This window comes from Mycolicibacterium sp. P4_G11 (assembly GCF_056555145.1).
Map to the genome: position 1 here is coordinate 22264 of NZ_JBFUJW010000017.1, position 14070 is coordinate 36333.

Here is a 14070-nt window from a genome sequence, read left to right on the forward strand (position 1 = left end):
GGCGCGATGTAAACGGCGACTAGCCCCTCTACGCAGCAGGCACACATAGGGGCATCGTTGGCAGGCCGTAGTCCACCGGGCCAATTCGGCCTATCAGCGCAGCCCCTGACCGAGTCGAGGCCAAGGGTCTTCCACCACTCGACGAGGGTTCCATAGACACAAAGGACATCGCAGATTGCCGAACTGGTCCGGCGGTCTAATTCGATACAAGCGACCAATCGGTATCAAAAGTGCGCACCACAACTCTGGAGCGCGAAGGCGCTATGGAATCGCCGGGGTTCCATCGGAGATCTCTGTGTCTGATTCCGCCGTGGCCCGAAGGTATAGGCGTAGCTCGCGCATGGCACGGGTGTCATCCTCGTTGTAATCGACGAGTGTCTGCCATGCGCCATTATCGCCAGCGCAAGCTCGATCGACCAGCTGAAGGACGCCGGCGCCGTCCAACTCCGCAGTGCGCCAGATAAACCCACTAGTCAATGCAAGGCGCTTGAGTCCGTAGCCAACGCCTGAGAAGTAGTGCGCGCGGATCGTTGCCAGCAAGTCAGTGGCAATGTCCAGCAGTTCCGCGGAATCCGCGCCCAGGAGTCGGACAAGAAACGTCGGTTCTGTCGAGCCATAGTGGAATATGCGACACGTCCGTCCATGAGCGTGCGCGTGGTGCACGATAGCTTTCAATTCGGCACACAGCTGTTTGGCGAGGCTTTGATCGTCGGAGCCAGCGTCGGGTGATCCGATAGACGTATACGTTGACTCGCCATCAACGGTGACCAAGTACCCCCAAAGGCAAGCCTGGCCCTTGCTGTCATGTTCGAGGTCGAGATCAATCTCAACATCAGCAGCGATGTCAAGTGCGCCAGTAGTCAATCTCACCAAGCCCGTATAACTCACGACGACATCGGTTGCCTCGTCTGGTTCACCGAGAAGCTCACGGACGAGCTTGTCAAGCTGTCTGCCGTGCTCCGATTCTTGAATCACAGCTCGGAAGTCTTGTCGCACAGTGATGTAATTAACCGAAACTAGCTCACGTTGACTAAAGAACTTAGCCAATTCCCGAGACACTTGACTGATACTCGTGTGCAGTGCGTTGTCTGGGTCAAAGTCGGGGATCGGCAGTTTCCAGATCTGTTTGCAAACGTCGCGCTCATCCTTTCCGTAGGACATGAGTGGCCGTACGAGCGTCGTGAGCACAGGTGCGTTCAGGATTCCGGTCAAGTAGTGGGCTTCAGACTCGGTCGACACCGCGCACCAGTAGAGCTTGTAGTCGATCACGATGCGAGGGTCAGTGACGATTGCGGCGTGAACGTGCATACCTGCCGAGGGGTACACAACTCTGATCGGCCCGGCCGGGAGTTGGTTGGTGAGATCGCTCATGTAGTTGAGCCGTTCAGTAAAATTCATGGTTCCTGAACTGTTTTTACGCCATTCCTCATCAACCGTACGCATCCACTTCGCCAATCCGTGATAGGTATCGATCTTGGATTTGCCGATGTCGAGTAGCTCGCCACGCGGTGTGAGCGGCAGAACAAAGGTGTCTGGCGCCAAGGTACGAAAGGGCACGACGTGTTCACCGAGGAATACCGGGTGAAGAAATTGGCGCTCCACAGTCCCGACATAGTCGGGCAACGCTTTCCATGGCGCCTTTTCGGTTGACGACCGTACTGAACGCACAGACGCCGATCCACTCGGGACACCAAGTGGGGCTTGAACTTCCTGGACTCTGACGAAGATCCGCGGGAAGAGCGTTGCCCCAGTGGAGAATCGGCGATGATATGGCGAAACATCGTCGTCGCCGCTGGAAATAGTTAAAAGTTCGAGATTTTGCGTCAAGCCGATAGCGTCCGCCGACGCCAAATGGCGATGAGGTGCCCGGCCTCGCCATACAACCGCTTTCGCGGGCATCGTGCTGTAGTTGGGCGTACGGCTACCATAGACGACGGCTGCGCCGCGAGGGAACAGGTGCGGGCGGATGCGCCGAAGATCCCACGGAACATCGAATTTGACTCCGGCCCCGTCGAATACACCTCGGCGAAAGCCATCCCAGAAGTCTCGGTCGATCACGGAGTTCGGCACGACGAATCCAAACCTGCCTCCGGTCTTGAGATAGCGCTCGACAGCGCATGCGGCGAAAACCCCGGCCAGGTCTTGGTGAGTTGCCGTTGACGCCTTGTGCCAAAAATTTCGAGCTTTAGACATAGCCTTGAATTCGGCCTGCATGCCTTTGGTCATGAATCGGTAACTCAGCCACGGCGGATTTCCCACAAGGCAATCCACCCGGTTTTCTTCACGGGATAGCCATGCGGGACGCGACAGATTGCGGACATAATAGGACCAAATGTGGTTTTGATCGGCCTCGTGAAGCTGTTTGAGGCGCAAAAAGTTCTCATTGAGCACAGGTACATCGTCCTCGCTGAGTGCAAGTCGTCGGATCGTACCTTCACTGAGACGGTTTCGGTTCGTTCCCCTCGCGCGGCCACTTTCATCGACGAGCTCTGAAACGATCTGATCGAAGCGGGCCGCATCTGCCAACAGGTGCTCGGGGAACAACAGCGGAGGAGACTCGAGCTGGTCCCCAACATCCGTTGGGATCACGAGCGTGTCTACTGAAAGTAGTTCCTGCTGTTGCTTCCATCCAAGGGAGTCACCGAGATAGATGGGCACCGCAAGAGTGCCGCGATTGTCTTGTGCGAGGCGGTCGCGGCCGAGAGCCAGCAGATACGTAACTCGAGCGAGTGCCACGGCGACGGGATGCAGGTCAATACCGATCACGCGCGAACTGACCAACGCCATTGCTTCGGTCAACGGCATACCTTCAGCCTCGGCCGCGTCGAGAAACCGTCGAACGGAGTAGAAGATGAATGTGCCCGAGCCACATGCCGGATCGAGCACTCGCTGATTGACCGGATCGGTGACGACCTCTTGCACCACTCTGTTGGCGAGCCAATCCGGCGTGTAGTACTCGCCTAGCGCTTTTCGTACGTCTGCACTGATGACTGATTCGTACAGAACCTTGAGAACGTCGTGCTCCACGTGCGACCAGTCGAAGCGCGACAGGCGTCGCGCCAGAGACGAGACGAATCCAGTTCCTCCTGGTACCTCAATTACCCAGTCGAAGAAATCGCGATCTACCACGCCGTACACACCTGCTGCGACGAATAAATCGCCGGCCAGCAGTGTTTCGGCGGCGATGTCGGTCACCTTCAGACCGAGCACCAAATGCGCAATGATCTCGGCAGAGTTAACTAGCAATGTGTGCTCTAGGAACAATTCATCGGTGTTGGTGAACTGCGTTCCGAGCGCGGACGTCAGTAACTTGGCCCATAATTCGCGCTTCAGCACAACTGTGGGTTCGTGGCGGTGCTCTTCGTATATCGCTCGTAGCGTCGCATAGTCGAGTGCGTGGGACGAAGAGCTCGCACCAAGTCTGTGTCGAATCTCCTCGGGGGTAGGTGCAATAGTGCGCTTAGTGGCCAAAACTCCTTCGAGCCAGTTCAACAGCGCGGTCGCGCCGCCCTCGCCCGTCGATGCGCGGTGGCGGGTTGCTTCTGCCAATTGCCCGTCGATTTCGTGGAACGCGATCCACAGAGCTCCGTCTGTCAGGATGCCAACATAGCGTTGCCCCATCTCCATTTGCCGGGTGCATACGTAGTCGGACAGTTGCCCCGTAGCCGCCAAGACCGCTGACGGCGAATCGAGCGACTTCTTGACCTCAATGACGGTGCAGCCGACTTCCACGTCGATCCGTCGGTGCTTATCACCGACATGAGCTTCCAGCTGCACTTCGTACAGGCCGAGCGCACTGTCAAGAAGGAGCATGCGTACGTCGGATTGGATCGTTGCCTCAGACCGTACTGCTTGTGTCTTCCCAGCCAGTCTGTCCATCAGAGCTACGCGATCCGTCATGAGTGCGACAGTAGCGGGCCGCCGACTTCCTAAAGCCTGTTCTTCCTCTTGGGCTTCTCGGCATGTCTGCAACGGAGGCCAGAAGTGATTGCCGCCATTGTGCACATGGAGTACTCGCACTGCATATTGCACGCGCTAGTCTCAGCTGAGACAACCCGGAGGGGACCACGCTCGAAACCGAGCACAGTGATCGAGGTTAGGGACCTATAGAGTCTAGGACGCTGGTCAAATCCGCCGGGATGCCCGCCACCGTGGGTACCCGTTATTCTCCTAGCCCATCTGCGCGGCCTTATGGGGGCAGCCAGCGGTCCATGTCGACCGGACGAATTGATGTGCCGTAGCCGCCGGTTGACTGGGCTTTGTGGCCCGTTTGGACCACTCGGGCCGCACACGAGGATAAACCGCTATGCAATAGCCGCCGGATCTATACCCGTAGCCTTGCACATCCGGTCGAAGTGCTCCTCATCTGCGGACTTCAGGAACTCCATGCATCTACGGATCTGCCCATGGACGACGCGGCCGTCGAGCACATCAACGCTCTCGTTGCCTTCACCATGTGAGTAGCGGTTGCAGAAGTCGTAGACATCGCGGTAGGGATTAGACGCAGTGTCACCCATCAGAGCTGCAAGACGCTGGTCGAAGTTACCCAAATGCGGTGCCTTGTAGCTCGTGAATACCTCCAAAACGCGGCGGGCTGCGTTCGGTAACAAGAAGAGGCTATCGTGATCGCTACCGTTGGCCACTCCGGCCATGACGTTGCTGAATAGGTACGCGTACTCGGTGGTGTGCTTCGACAGCATCGAAGGAAGAGGCGTCACCTTCGTGCGGAGGACACCCTGGTCTGCCGCAGCGTACATCTCGAGGAAAGCGACCTTCGGAAAGCGCGCTTCGTCGGCGTCGCCGCTACCGATTTTTTTACGCGAGGTGTCCCACGCGTTCTTATGCGACTTGAGGAAGAGCCGGAGGAGGCCGAAGTCGTGCGTGAGCACGATAATTTGGCCGAAACCGTTGAGTGTGTCGACTAGCCACTGGTGTGTTGCGAATAGCGACTCCCGATCGAGGGAGCTCGACGGGTCATCAATGACCACGATCCGCGTACTCTTGTCGCCACTGACAGATTCGTCCTCCAACTTGCGCAGAAAATAGAGCAACGACAGAGTGGTGCGCTCACCGTCACTCAGGTGGGTGGCTGCCGACCCGCCACGTCGACATGCGTACGACTTGCCATCGTCGGTTATCGCAACACTCAGATGGTCTTTTCCATATACCCTTGCCAAGTCGTTGGTGAGGGTCTCCGCCATCTGACTATTTGAAAACTGCTTCTGGCGAAGCGCAGCCAGAGTACGTTCCGCAAGTTCGGCCGCATCATTTGCTGCTTTGGCCTCTCCCTCTGCCGCTGCACTCTGAGCTTCGCAGCTGCGGAATGCTTCAGAGCGAGAGCCAACGATGTGGTTGAGAACACTCTCATAACGGCCTTCGACGACGACTGCATGGTCGGCAACCTGCGTGTTGTGTTCCGTGACCGCCTGCTGTAGCGGTTCCGCGGAGAAGCTCGCGTTCAGCATCGTCCACTCCGGCACCACCGGAGTAGCGCTTGGATCGTCAACCTTGACACGGATCGCTGCCTCGACCTCGCCGAGCACCTCCAGACGAGCCGTGATCACATCTTGCACGGATGCGACGTGCAGGGCGTACCCGTCTCGCAATTCGCAGGACAGGTCCTTTGGGTTTGGGACGCCGCTTAACCAGCCGGATACGGCCGACTTAGCTCGAAGGACGTCCTGTAGTAGGGACTGCGCACGCTCGCGGATCTGCAGCCAGCTCTGATCGAAGTGCATCGCAAGTTGGTCGCGCCGCGCGTCTGTGAATGGGCCGCCACAGAACAGGCATTCGTCCAAATGCTCGTGAAGTTGTAGTCCGCTCTCGACCCAAGCCTGTCGATCTTGTTCTAATGTAAGCGATTCGAGGGCCACCCTTGATGGGGTTTCCGCGAGTATCGACTCGAGGCTCGAAAGGGTGGTGAGGCGACCTGGCGGCGCTGGAATAGGAGTCACCTGTTCGGCGACACCTTCTCCAAGACGCTTAAGCGCCTGAGCATGCGCATTCTCGTCGGGGAACTCACCTCTGTACTCGCGGAGCTTTCCCTCAACCACCGGCAGCGAGTAGCGGTTCTTCGAAAAGCGCTGGTAGTCGAACTCTCGCAGTTGGTCAGCTATCGAATCTTGGGCTGCTGTCGCGGTCTTCTTTGCCCTGGCGGTGTGATCCTGCCGCTTCTTTTCGGCCTCCTTCGCCTTGGCGCGGAGATCCTCGATCTGCCGAGTGAGTTCTAGTTCCTGTTCCTTAGCCTCAATGGCATCTTCACCGAGGGTAACGATCGGCGATGCACCCTCTCCGTCGAGAAACTGCGACAAGTTCCGCCTTACCCACTCCTTGGTGAAAACGGCCATGGTGGGTGACGGCCCACCATGGCCGGACATTACTTGGTGACTGTGGCCGTACTCGTCCTCCCAGAGCACATCGGTGGACGCCTCGTCTGAAGCAATCTCAAGCAGAAGCGATGCGAATGATGATTTGCCGCTGCCGTTGTGACCGTAGATGACTGAGCGCTTGCCCAACGGCACGCCATTGGGCCAGAACCCATTAGTCAGAGAGCGGTAAGAACGGACCGGTTCGATGCGGCGGAGCATAGACCGACTGTAGCGAGCGATGCCGACACAAAGCGGTAGCTAGATCGCGACCACAGCCAACATCAATACGCCCAGACCAGAGGACCCCAAGGGCGTACCGCGAACTAGAGCAACTGACTTTCCGAGCCGGATACCCTGCATTTTCAAATCGTCTGCAGAGTCCTGCACGCCAGACTGAATCGATTTGCGTGGTCGCCGCGCTGCAGTCGACCCCCCCGATACCGGCCTATTGTGGGAATTGGACGACCTAGTCAAATAGGGCGGACCGTGACGACGAGGCGGCACACACCGGCCCGGGGACCACCCGGGACCGTCAGCCAAGCGCATCGCAAAGCCCCTCGCCCACAACCAATTCCAGACCGTCGCATCGAAGACCGGGCCGGCAAATCGCGTCCATTTCAACCCAGTAGGCTCCACCATGGCTGATGCAGAATCGCTCCAGACCAACATCTCCGGCGTCACCGCCAACGGCATGCCCGAACCCTGGCGTGGGGTCCTCCTGGTCTACGTTGGCGCGCTGGCGGAGCTGGAAACGGAGCGCTTCGCCACTGGATCCCACATCACCAATTTCGGCGACGCGGTCTGGTGGGCGATCACGACCATCACCACCGTCGGCTACGGCGACATCTACCCGGTCACGACCACCGGACGCTTCATCGCCGTCCTGATGATGATCGGCGGGATCAGTCTGGTCGGTTCCATCACCGCGACCATCGCTTCCTGGGTCATCCACACCGTGTCGGTCGAGGACAAGGCCCACAACGCCGTGACCGCGGCGCAGATCGACGGGCTGCACAACGAGCTCACCCAACTACGAGAGTTGTTGCAGCAGCGCGCCGAATCACCGCCGGCCCAGTGAAGGTGTAGAACAGATCGCTACGCCACCTCGTCCGCCCACACCCGGAAACTCGTCAACGTGTTGGCGCCGAACGCGTTGCTCAGTGCTACGTCGGCGGCATCACGGCCACGCGCGATCAACACCCGGCCGATCCGCGGTGTGTTGTTGCGGGCGTCGAAGGTGTGCCAGTGGCCGTCCAGGAACACCTCGAACCAGGCGGCGAAATCCATTGGCCCATAAGGCGGTGGCGTTCCGGTATCGGGGAGGTACCCGGTGCAGTAGCGCGTCGGGATGTTCATGCAGCGGCAGAAGGCCACCGCCAGGTGCGTGAAATCACGGCAGACACCGACCCGACCCTCGTACGCCTCCAACGCCGTCCGCGCACTGTCCGCCTGCAGATAGTCGAACGTGATGTGTCGGTTCACGTAGTCACAGATGGCCTGGACGCGGGCCCAGCCCGGCGGTGTCTGCTCGAACAGGTCCCACGCCGTCTGCGACAGCCGATCGGTATCGCAGTACCGGCTACCCAGCAGGAAGATGAGCGTCTCGTCGGGCAGGTCCGGGACCGGTGTCTGGCGCGCCCCAGGGACCAGGACGTCGGGGAGTCCACTGTCCCTGACGATAGCGTCTCCCGAAATGCGAGTGGTCCCCTTCCGCGCAACGATGCGAGTGCACCAGTTGCCGAAGTCGTCACGATAGGCCGTCATCGGCACCGGCGGGTCGGCCACCAACACGTCGCGGCCGATCAGATCGGAGACCCGGGTGAAGTGGACGTTGAGGTTGAAGATCATCGGGGTGGGTTTCGGGCAGTCGAAGACCATCTCGTAACCGACGTTGAGTTTCATGGTGTCTCCGTTTTCGCTGTGGCGCTTTGGTTTACGCGGTTGGATCGGATTGGGGTGCACAAGCCGCGGACAGGGAGTCGATCAGCACGCCGCGCAGCGCTGCCCAGGGCTGTCCGGCTGCGGCCACGATGCGCTGATTGATCTCAAGTTCGATCCCCACATACTCGTTCTCCCCGAAGCGCTTGCGCAGGTGTGACGTCAGGCCGTCCGCCTTGCCCGCGTATGGATAGTTACGGCGCACCCGAAGTTCCGGATGAAGTGCCGCGAGCGACGCCTGCCAGCGCGTGCTCAGCCGCGCCTCTGCGCGGCGACGGGGGTCGTAGAGCAACCCGACGTCGGCTTGGCGCACCACCCCGTCCAGTTCTGGCGTGAAGCTGTGGGAGGCGATGTGTATCACCCGATGTCCAGACGAGATTGACTGCCTGACATAGTCTTCCACTGCATCGCGATGCGGCCGATAGTGCTGCGCGACGATCTGCGCTTTGACCTCCCTCGACGCGGCCCGCGTCATCGGCGAGAAGAGCTGCGGGTGACCGATCGACCGGTTGAGATCGACGAGGAGCCGGCTGGTGGTCGATGCGACCAACGGTGCCCGGGTCGCCGCGGCGAGCGCCTCAGCCATCACCAACGCACCGGTGTCCCATCCGCGATGGGAGTTCAGCAGCGCCCGATGTTCGGCAAAGAGCGGTCCGAACGGCGCCGGTATGGCGTTGCCGCCGTGTTCGCAGGTGATGAGCTGGACGTCCGGCACGACGCGGTCACCAACGGAGGTCGGGTAGCTTGCTGAATACCGTCCGGGTGCCTTCGCTCCACGCCTCCTTGACGGCCGTGAAATAGGGGTCTTCGTCATCGAATCGCCGCCGCCACGGCACCTGGAGGCTGTCCCGTTCGTAGCTGATCAAGTCGATGGGCATGCCGACCGACAGGTTGCTCCGCATGGTCGAATCAAAGGACACCAGAACGCATTTCGTGGCGTCGGCGAGCGACGTTTGGGGCGTGAGGACCCGGTCGAGGATCGGCTTGCCGTACTTCGTCTCACCGGTCTGCAGGAACATCGTGTCGGTTCCAGCTTCGATGAAGTTGCCCTCCGCGTAGATGCGGAAGAGTCTCATCGGCTCACCGGCGAGTTGCCCACCGACGATGAACGAGGCGTTGAAGCCGGCCGGGTTGCCGTCCAGATAGCCCGCGTCGCGCTGGTCGACCTCGCGCATCGCATCCGACACCAATCGGGCAACGTCGAACATCGTCGCCGCTCCGAGCAGGTTGGTTGTGGCGGGGCCGTCGGCACAACGCTGCCGCAGCACGCTGACGATGGCCTGGGTGCCGGCCAGGTTGCCCGAACTCAACAAGGCGATCACGCGGTCGCCGGGCGTCTCGAACACCGTCACCTTGCAGAACTTGGCGAAGTTGTCGACGCCTGCGTTGGTGCGGGAATCAGCCGCGAAGATGATCCCGTCGTCGAGCAGCACACCGATGCAATAGGTCACGATAAGTGCCTGCCGCACATCTGAATTCACCGATCCTAGAACGGGTGAATCTGACTCGTGGCAGACGCGGGGCGTACTGGTCCACGTCGGGTATTGGGCCCGGCTGAACGCCGCCGATGCCTCAACCCTACGCCGCGTGGCGCCAGGGCGCGCGTCGGCTCAGCTCACCACCCGCGTGTAGTCGACCGCGCTCCAGTACGGGCCTATGGTGGAAATGGACGTCCCGGTCAAAAAGGGCAGACGATGGTGAACGACGAATCGGTTCCGATGACGATCCCGGGAATAGCACCCGAGGACCGCGGATCGCCCGTACGACAAAAACCGTTCGCCGACAAGGTATTCCAGCGCGGCACATCCGGTGGCGTCCTACCCCACTACAAGGAGGCGCACCATGGCTGATGCAACATCACTCCAGACCGACATCTCCGGCGTCACTGCCAACGGCATGCCGCAGCCGTGGCGTGCGGTCCTGGCCCGCCATCAACGCAACATCGGCGACATCGTCGACGACCCCAACCGCGGTCCGTGGAACTCCGTCCACAACGGCCAGACCTACCAGGGCACCTTCGACGCCTTCGAACAGCAGGTGACCACCGCCGAGCAGATCGCCTGGGTGCACACCTTCAGCGACGGCATCACCCGCGACAGCGGCGACGTGCTCATCGAGCTGATGGAGTTCGCCATCCAGTGGCGCAAGGCCAACAACCTGCCCACCACCGCGAAATGAGCTGAGCGATGACCACTTTCAGTGATGTCGCCGCCAGCATCTCCGGGGTCTTCCACGTCCGCCACGCGGTACTGACCTTCGCCGGCACCTGGGCCGCACCCGGCACCGGCTATCCCTCCGACGTCGTTCGCGCCGCCGACCCCGACCTCGTCTTCGAAGTCCCGATCCAAGCGCCGTGGACCTTCGGACCCATCCCACCCGGCGCGCCGCTGTCACCCAGCTACGCCGAGTCGGTGCGGATCGCCGTCACCAACGCGATCGCCTGGATCAACACCTACCCACGGCAGACATTCGCCCTCGGCGGCTACAGCCAGGGCGCCGAGGCCGCCTCCCGGGTCCTGGCCGAGATCATGACCGGCGCCCTGCAGTGGGCCAAACCGAACCTGATCGGTGGCTACACCTTCGGCAACCCGTGGCGGCTCACCGGCCACACCTTCCCGGGCGGCATCGACCCCGGCGGCCGCGGCATCGCCGTCACCCGCCTGACCGCAGCGCAAATTCCCAAGGACGCCAACGGCATTGACACCTGGTGGGACTTCGCCAACCGCGGCGATCTCTACGCCACGACGCCGAACAACCAGGCCGGCCGCGACATCACCGCCGTCTACAAGGCCGCGGTCCAACTCGGCATCAGCATCAACGCGGCCATCACACTGATCGCCGGACTCACCGGCCAGGGCAGCCTCGCCCAGCAGGTGCTGGCGCTCGTCACCGACCCGATCGTGGGCGGCCCCGCCCTCGTCGAGGCCATCGACCGGGCCGTCGCCTTCTACGCGACCAACCCGCCGACCCTGCCGCACATCACCTACGAGTACGTCGACGCGCTCCCCCACCAGAGCTCGGTGCAGGTGGCCACCAATCACCTCAATCAGATCGCCGCGGCCACCTCAGCGCGGATGGCGGCATAGCGAGGCACACACACCCAACCGCCGCAGTCAGGGCGTAGCGGCAGCCCCAACACCGACAGCCCGGCGCCGCGTCGCACCCCATAGCCCGACACCGATCCCGACGACGGCACCTCCGAGACCGATGTACTTCTGCGATGGCCTCATCTCATGATGAATACCCATGCCGCCCAACAGATCTGCCGCATCCGCACCACCGGAGGCCAGGAACCAGCCTCGGGTGTCTCGGCCACGCAGTGCCGCCGAAGCGAGCAGCCCGCCGATCAGCGCATCGCGGTAACCCATTGAGTGCAGCAGCAGCCACGTTGATCCCGTCGGCTTCTCGGGGTCACCCCACAGCCGATTCGCCCGGGCTGGGTCGACCAGGAACGAGACCCCCGACGCAAGGCGGATACAACCGACGACGAGCCCAGCACGGTCAACAGACATGGTTCGCAGCGTAGGGCGTCACTTCACTGCCCGTAGGCAAGTTGAGAGTCCCGCCCGGGACCCGCGAGAGTCGCGTCCTACCAAGGACTCTTCGCGTAGTCCTTCAAGAAGCACCCGTAGATGTCCTCGCCCAATTCGCCTCGCACAATCGGGTCATACACGCGCGCAGCACCATCCACCAGATCCAGCGGTGCGTGGAAACCTTCCTCGGCCAGCCGCAGCTTGGTCGGGTGCGGGCGTTCGTCGGTGATCCAGCCGGTGTCGACGGCGGTCATGAGGATGCCGTCCTGCTCCAGCATCTCCCCCGCGCTCGTGCGGGTCAGCATGTTCAGCGCGGCCTTGGCCATGTTGGTGTGCGGATGCCCGGGCCCCTTGTAGCCGCGGCTGAACTGGCCTTCCATCGCTGACACGTTCACCACGTACTTGCGCCGAGCGGGCGAGGCCGCGAGAGCCGGACGCAGCCGACTCACCAGAATGAACGGCGCCGTCTGGTTGCACAGCTGCACTTCGAGGAGCTCCATCGCGTCGACCTCGTGCACCCGTTGGGTCCAACTGTTGACCGACGCGGTGTCCGGCAACAACCCACCCGCGTCGATCGCGAGGCCGGCGGCGATCCGCTCCGGCGACGCGCTGCGCGCGGTCAGAGCCAGCTCGGTCAGCGCGTGCGCGGAGGGGTGCTCGCCGAGACTCCCGGCCAGGGCATGCGGATGCGCATCACTGACGTGGTCGAAGGTGATCACATCCACCAACTCCGGCGGCGGGGTCCGCTCGGCCTCCACCAGCGCGGCGTACGAGCCCGGCGGGCGACGCACCGTCTGCGCCGCGTTGTTGATCAGAATGTCCAACGGCCCCTGCGCGGCCACCTCGTCGGCCAGAGCGACCACCTGGGCCGGGTCACGCAGGTCGATTCCCACCACCCGCAACCGGTGCAACCAGTCGGCGCTGTCCTCCATCGCGGCGAAGCGGCGTACCGCGTCATTGGGAAACCGGGTGGTGATCGTGGTGTGCGCGCCGTCGCGCAACAACCGCAGCGCGATGTACATGCCGATCTTGGCGCGCCCACCCGTGAGCAGCGCGGTACGACCCGTCAGGTCGGTGCGAGCGTCCCGCTTGGCCCGGTTGAAGGCCGCGCAGTCCGGACAAAGCTGGTGGTAGAACGCGTCGACCACGGTGTGGTGGTTCTTGCAGATGTAGCAGGCCCGCGAGCGCAGCAGCGTGCCCGCACTGGCCCCGACCGTGGTGGATACCAGCGGTAGACCCTGGGTTTCATCGTCAATCCGTCCCGGCGCACCCGTGGCGGTAGCGGCGATGACGGCGCGGTCAGCGGCCGCAATCGCGTCGCGTTTGGCGGTCCGGCGCTCCTTCTTCAACGCCTTGAACATCTTCGCGGTGGCGAGGCGCACAGCAACGGCGTCAGGGTGCTCGGGCGGCAGCGCGCTCGCCTCGGACAGCACCCGCAGGCAGGTGCTGAGCTCGTCGGGATCGATCGCGGTCACCGTGGAAGGGTACGGGGACTGGGCCTGAACAGGCCAATTAGCGAATCGACCACAGGTCGGTGCAGGCCGACCGTCGCCGCGGTTCGGCAGCCAGATTCTGTCGGTGCCCGCTCGTACGGTGGTGTCTATGAGCGAAGACACGACTCCCCGAATTGACGTGTTGGCCGCCGAGGCACTCGACCTGTTCACCGCTTCGGTGCGGGAGATTCCCGCACAGCGCTGGGATGATCCGTCGAACCTGCAGAAGTGGACGGTGCGCGAATTGGTCGGGCACGCAACGGGTAGCGCCACCAGGGTCATCGTGCTGGTCGAAGACGGCGAGCTGTGGGACGGACCTTCAAAACCCTCGGACTGGATGTACGACGACCCCGCCACGCACCTGAGCGAGTTGGGCATTCGACTGCGCGACGCCCTCCCCACGGCGGACCTCGATGCCCTACGCAAGTCCCCGCAGGGCGAGGTTTCGCTGCGCCGGGCGCTGATGTTCCCGGTGGCTGATCTGGCGCTGCACAGCTGGGACCTGCACCGCTCGTTGGGCGAATCGATCGAGCTGCCCGATGACCTGCTCACCCTGTCCGAAGCGCTGGTCGAGTCCGTGCCGGAACCGATGCTCCGACGGCCCGGCGCTTTCGGGCCGGCTCAACTTGCGCCGGCGGATGCGTCACGGACCACCAAGCTGTTGGCGTTCCTCGGCAGGACTGTCAGCCCCAGTGCGTAAGGCCGCCCCGTCGATGACAGGGGCGGCCTCAGCGGTGA

General features: G+C 62.1%; 11 protein-coding genes. 4 read left to right on the forward strand and 7 right to left on the reverse strand.

Annotated elements, in window-relative coordinates; translation table 11 throughout:
• Positions 1 to 261: 261 nt before the first annotated feature.
• Positions 262 to 3900, reverse strand: coding sequence for an N-6 DNA methylase (locus AC1U2B_RS27925; RefSeq protein ID WP_480219343.1), 3639 nt, complete (start codon positions 3898 to 3900; stop codon positions 262 to 264).
• A 404-nt stretch (positions 3901 to 4304) separates the two neighbouring features.
• Positions 4305 to 6587, reverse strand: a complete 2283-nt coding sequence (locus AC1U2B_RS27930) for an AAA family ATPase (protein ID WP_480219344.1) — start codon at positions 6585 to 6587, stop codon at positions 4305 to 4307.
• A gap of 418 nt (positions 6588 to 7005) precedes the next feature.
• Here AC1U2B_RS27930 and AC1U2B_RS27935 point away from each other — a divergent pair, with 418 nt between their 5' ends.
• On the forward strand, positions 7006 to 7446 hold the full coding sequence (locus AC1U2B_RS27935; protein WP_480219345.1) for a potassium channel family protein: 441 nt from the start codon (positions 7006 to 7008) through the stop codon (positions 7444 to 7446).
• A gap of 17 nt (positions 7447 to 7463) precedes the next feature.
• Here AC1U2B_RS27935 and AC1U2B_RS27940 read toward each other — a convergent pair whose 3' ends face one another.
• The 3 genes from AC1U2B_RS27940 to AC1U2B_RS27950 are packed head-to-tail and all read right to left on the reverse strand — an operon-like array spanning position 7464 to position 9757.
• Positions 7464 to 8270 carry a transglutaminase-like domain-containing protein gene (locus AC1U2B_RS27940; protein ID WP_480219346.1) on the reverse strand — a complete coding sequence of 269 codons (807 nt, stop codon included), beginning with the start codon at positions 8268 to 8270 and terminating at the stop codon, positions 7464 to 7466.
• Between the two features lie 31 nt (positions 8271 to 8301).
• Positions 8302 to 9021, reverse strand: a complete 720-nt coding sequence (locus AC1U2B_RS27945; RefSeq protein ID WP_480219347.1) for an N-formylglutamate amidohydrolase — start codon at positions 9019 to 9021, stop codon at positions 8302 to 8304.
• Between the two features lie 7 nt (positions 9022 to 9028).
• On the reverse strand, positions 9029 to 9757 hold the full coding sequence (locus AC1U2B_RS27950) for a proteasome-type protease (RefSeq protein ID WP_480219348.1): 729 nt from the start codon (positions 9755 to 9757) through the stop codon (positions 9029 to 9031).
• A gap of 391 nt (positions 9758 to 10148) precedes the next feature.
• Here AC1U2B_RS27950 and AC1U2B_RS27955 point away from each other — a divergent pair, with 391 nt between their 5' ends.
• Both AC1U2B_RS27955 and AC1U2B_RS27960 read left to right on the forward strand, forming a co-directional pair.
• Positions 10149 to 10484, forward strand: coding sequence for a hypothetical protein (locus AC1U2B_RS27955; RefSeq protein ID WP_480219349.1), 336 nt, complete (start codon positions 10149 to 10151; stop codon positions 10482 to 10484).
• Positions 10485 to 10492: 8 nt separating this feature from the next.
• A complete protein-coding gene (locus tag AC1U2B_RS27960; protein ID WP_480219350.1) occupies positions 10493 to 11392 on the forward strand; it encodes a hypothetical protein in 900 nt (299 codons plus the stop codon).
• A 27-nt stretch (positions 11393 to 11419) separates the two neighbouring features.
• Here AC1U2B_RS27960 and AC1U2B_RS27965 read toward each other — a convergent pair whose 3' ends face one another.
• Entirely contained in the window at positions 11420 to 11818 is a 399-nt protein-coding gene (locus AC1U2B_RS27965) for a DUF4267 domain-containing protein (RefSeq protein ID WP_480219351.1), read from the reverse strand.
• 77 nt (positions 11819 to 11895) lie between these two features.
• Complete coding sequence (locus AC1U2B_RS27970; protein ID WP_480219352.1) at positions 11896 to 13314, reverse strand: SDR family NAD(P)-dependent oxidoreductase; 1419 nt, start codon at positions 13312 to 13314, stop codon at positions 11896 to 11898.
• Positions 13315 to 13441: 127 nt separating this feature from the next.
• Here AC1U2B_RS27970 and AC1U2B_RS27975 point away from each other — a divergent pair, with 127 nt between their 5' ends.
• Positions 13442 to 14032, forward strand: a complete 591-nt coding sequence (locus tag AC1U2B_RS27975; protein WP_480219353.1) for a TIGR03086 family metal-binding protein — start codon at positions 13442 to 13444, stop codon at positions 14030 to 14032.
• The last annotated feature ends 38 nt before the right edge of the window (positions 14033 to 14070 follow it).

Bases quoted from the DNA above. Each gene is read 5' to 3' on its own strand.
- AC1U2B_RS27925 (WP_480219343.1), bottom strand. From the start codon at position 3,900: ATGACGGATCGCGTAGCTCTGATGGACAGACTGGCTGGGAAGACACAA.
- AC1U2B_RS27930 (WP_480219344.1), bottom strand. From the start codon at position 6,587: ATGCTCCGCCGCATCGAACCGGTCCGTTCTTACCGCTCTCTGACTAAT.
- AC1U2B_RS27935 (WP_480219345.1), top strand. From the start codon at position 7,006: ATGGCTGATGCAGAATCGCTCCAGACCAACATCTCCGGCGTCACCGCC.
- AC1U2B_RS27940 (WP_480219346.1), bottom strand. From the start codon at position 8,270: ATGAAACTCAACGTCGGTTACGAGATGGTCTTCGACTGCCCGAAACCC.
- AC1U2B_RS27955 (WP_480219349.1), top strand. From the start codon at position 10,149: ATGGCTGATGCAACATCACTCCAGACCGACATCTCCGGCGTCACTGCC.
- AC1U2B_RS27960 (WP_480219350.1), top strand. From the start codon at position 10,493: ATGACCACTTTCAGTGATGTCGCCGCCAGCATCTCCGGGGTCTTCCAC.
- AC1U2B_RS27965 (WP_480219351.1), bottom strand. From the start codon at position 11,818: ATGTCTGTTGACCGTGCTGGGCTCGTCGTCGGTTGTATCCGCCTTGCG.
- AC1U2B_RS27975 (WP_480219353.1), top strand. From the start codon at position 13,442: ATGAGCGAAGACACGACTCCCCGAATTGACGTGTTGGCCGCCGAGGCA.